This window comes from Micromonospora sp. NBRC 101691 (assembly GCF_030269285.1).
In the GTDB taxonomy this organism is placed as follows: domain Bacteria; phylum Actinomycetota; class Actinomycetes; order Mycobacteriales; family Micromonosporaceae; genus Micromonospora; species Micromonospora echinospora.
Map to the genome: position 1 here is coordinate 1 of NZ_BSTB01000075.1, position 255 is coordinate 255.

The 255-nt window shown below is 67.5% G+C and carries 1 protein-coding gene; it reads left to right on the forward strand.

The window, feature by feature from the left end; translation table 11 throughout:
- Window positions 1–255 (forward strand): transposase (locus tag QSK20_RS32015; protein ID WP_285792334.1); only part of this gene is annotated, 255 nt, incomplete at both ends.

The following is a 255-nucleotide window of genomic DNA, read 5'->3' on the forward strand; positions in this document are numbered from 1 at the left end:
GACCGCAAACGCTGGCGCGAGTTCCTCGGCTTCCTCAAGACCCTGCGCCGCCGCTGGCCGACCGAGGAGCTGTACCTGATCTGCGACAACTTCTCCCCACACAAGCACCCCGAAGTCCGAGCCTGGTGCGCCACCAACCGGGTCGACCTGGTGTTCCTGCCGACCTACGCGTCCTGGCTGAACTGGATCGAGGCCGAGTTCGCCGCCGTCCGCTACTTCGCCCTCAACGGCACCGACCACCGCACCCACCCCGAG